Source organism: Exiguobacterium sp. UBA6309, from assembly GCF_002439205.1.
Lineage (GTDB): Bacteria > Bacillota > Bacilli > Exiguobacteriales > Exiguobacteriaceae > Exiguobacterium_A.
Genome location: NZ_DJTL01000024.1, coordinates 1 through 2,911, shown reverse-complemented (window position 1 = coordinate 2,911; position 2,911 = coordinate 1). Strand labels below are relative to the sequence as shown.

General features: G+C 47.1%; 2 protein-coding genes. One reads left to right on the top strand and one right to left on the bottom strand.

The annotated features are described in order from the left end of the window. Positions 1-32: 32 nt before the first annotated feature. Entirely contained in the window at positions 33-1,574 is a 1,542-nt protein-coding gene (gene amyS, locus B3M90_RS06550; RefSeq protein WP_290755385.1) for an alpha-amylase, read from the bottom strand. Positions 1,575-1,911: 337 nt separating this feature from the next. Between amyS and B3M90_RS06545 the strand changes: the two genes are divergently transcribed. After that, positions 1,912-2,736, top strand: a complete 825-nt coding sequence (locus tag B3M90_RS06545; RefSeq protein ID WP_215084650.1) for an endonuclease I family protein — start codon at positions 1,912-1,914, stop codon at positions 2,734-2,736. Positions 2,737-2,911: the final 175 nt, after the last annotated feature.

Genomic DNA, 2,911 nt, shown 5'->3' with positions numbered 1-2,911 from the left:
ATTCTTTTTTTGAGTCAGCCTCTTTTGATTGCTTATTGTTGACGATAGACGGAGACTGAACCACCATTGACGAAGAATTGACCGTAGCCATCTTGATTGATCGTGACCGACTTCGTGTTGTTTCCAGTGATGTCTGTCCAAACTTCTCCTTTGTTCTGAAGCCCGACGTACATCCACTTGCTACCGCCAGGACCATCTGACAGAATCGTCGCAAGACCTGATTTCGCACGGTCTGAGACACCTTCACGTGTCCAACCGATGATGTCTTGGTTATCGAGGTAATCATTTTGTTTCCCGAATGCGAAGTCCTTCCGTGCTTTAAGTAACGGATCAATTTTCGAAGCGAGTGCTGGAATTTCGCGATTCGACGTACCCTTTGTACCATAGTAGTCACCATAGAAGACCGACGGATAGCCTTGTTCACGTGTCAGAATCATCGCGTAAGCAAGTGGTTTGAACCATGACTGAACCGTTGATTCAAGCGATTGTCCAGGCTGCGAATCATGGTTCTCTACGAGTGTGACGGCTTGGGCTGGATTGCTCTTGACGAGAGTACCGTCAAAGATCGTCCGCATGTCATAGTACCCGCCGCCTTTACTTGCCTGTTCGAACTTATAATGAAGCGGTGCATCAAAGACGGATTGTTGATAATTCGTCCGACTTAAGTAGTTTTGCAACGTGCCGAGATCGTTCTGCCAGTACTCTGCGACTGTAAACAATGGTTTGCCCGTCGTCTGACGAACGTTCGCGAGCCAGTCCGCTAAGTAACCGTGTTTGATATGCTTGACGGCATCGAGACGGAACCCATCAAGACCAAGTTCGTTGACGTACCATTTACCCCAGTTCTTCATTTCTTGCTGGACTTCTGGATGATCGAAGTCGAGATCCGCATACATCAAGTAATCGTAGTTGCCATTTTCACCTGAGACATCCGTATCCCACGCTTTACCAGTACCGCGGAACTTGTAGATGGCGCTTTTTGAACGCGATTGATCCCAGTCCGTGCCGTCGAAGTGGTACCATTTCCACTTGAAGTTCGAGTAGAGGTTATTTCGCGCTGCAAAATTGAAGCCCGTCCATGCCTGGATTTGATAATCGCCAGAGACTTCTTGATTACGGTTACCCGGATTGACTTCGACTGCCGTGACGGCTTCCGTGAAATCGGCGCCACCTTTATGGTTCATGACGACATCGCCATAGACATCGATTCCGGCGGTATGCAATTGTCCGATCGCCGTTTTTAATTGCGCCTTTGTGCCGTATTTCGTACGGACCGTTCCTTTTTGGTTGAACTCACCTAAATCGTACAAATCATAGGCGCCGTATCCGACATCATTTTGCGAGGTACCTTTGTAAGCAGGGGGAATCCAGACCGATGTGATTCCGAGCTGATCGAGCTTTGTTGCATCACTCCCGAGACGGTTCCAGTGGTTACCGTCATTTGGCACATACCATTCGAAATACTGCATCATCGTACCATTGTCAGCTGTTGCACCGACTGCAATCGGTTGCGCAAGTGGCGCTAAAAAAGCAGCGGATGCGACGGTTGCTAAAATCCATCTTTTTTGTTTCACGTAAAGACCTCCTTATGATTTGTGAAATCGCTTGCATTATTTATTATAGGAAAGCTTCAGACAGGAGGAATATCATCCCGGATTCTTATTTGTAAGTCTCTTTTGTTCGTGACTTTTGACCCTAGAATATTTCTTCTGAAGTACTATTTCGATGGGATTGACGTCATGAATGAAAAAAATCAGGACCATCTAACCGTTGCCTTTCAATGAATATTCTGAACGACGACTCATCTACAAAAAAGCAGGTCTATCGTCCATCTTCCACCAGGAATGGATTCGGTGTGAAAATGAGCGTGTAACACCCGCTCTCATACATACCATTTAAGGGGGAACACACATGAACTGGAAGTCAAAGGTCACAGGTGCGCTTGCCGCAACACTTGCACTCGGGTCAATCGTCTTTACACCGGTCACAGCAAAAACAGTTGATCCAAAACAAGTTTCAGCAGGTCCGCAGATGGTTACATCACAATCGACGATCGATGCATACTATTTACCAGCAGCGGGCAAGACAGGGGCAGCGTTGAAGGCATCGCTGCACGATATCATCGATAATCATACACAAGTGTCATACGACACGGTATGGACAGCACTGAAAGAAACGGATCAAGATCCAAACAATGCGAATAACGTCATCGAGTTATACACGGGGAAATCGATTTCAAAGAGCAGTAATGGTGGGAATGTCGGTCAATGGAATCGTGAACATGTTTGGGCAAAGTCACACGGTGACTTTGGTACGACGAACGGTCCTGGAACAGACTTGCATCACTTGCGTCCGGAAGATGTCGTCGTCAACAGCGCACGTGGGAATCTTGACTTCGACAATGGTGGTACGAAGTACAGTGGGTGTGATTGCTACCGCGATAGTGATTCGTGGGAACCACCGAACCGTGTCAAAGGTGATATCGCGCGGATGATCTTCTACATGGCGGTTCGTTATGAAGGTGGCGGAGAAATCGATCTCGAAGCTTCAGAAAACGTCAATAATGGTACGAACCCGTTACACGGCAAATTGTCGACGCTGAAAGCATGGAATAAGCTTGACCCAGTTGATAGCTTCGAGAAACGTCGCAACGATGTCATCTTCGAGAAGTGGCAAAAAAACCGGAATCCATTCATCGATCATCCGGAATACGTAACATCAATTTGGGGAAATTGATGACGAGTCAGTGAATAGGAAAGGGGCTGACTCAACAGTCAGTCTCTACAAAGATAGGGGTGGCAGAATGATAATCTGCCACCCCTATCTTGTAACAAAAAGAATGACGCGTTTCACGCAACTCCTACAGGGAAAAGCGCATCTTTGCGCTGACAGAGACAAATAAGACCCGCTT

Bases quoted from the DNA above. Each gene is read 5' to 3' on its own strand.
- B3M90_RS06545 (WP_215084650.1), top strand. From the start codon at position 1,912: ATGAACTGGAAGTCAAAGGTCACAGGTGCGCTTGCCGCAACACTTGCA.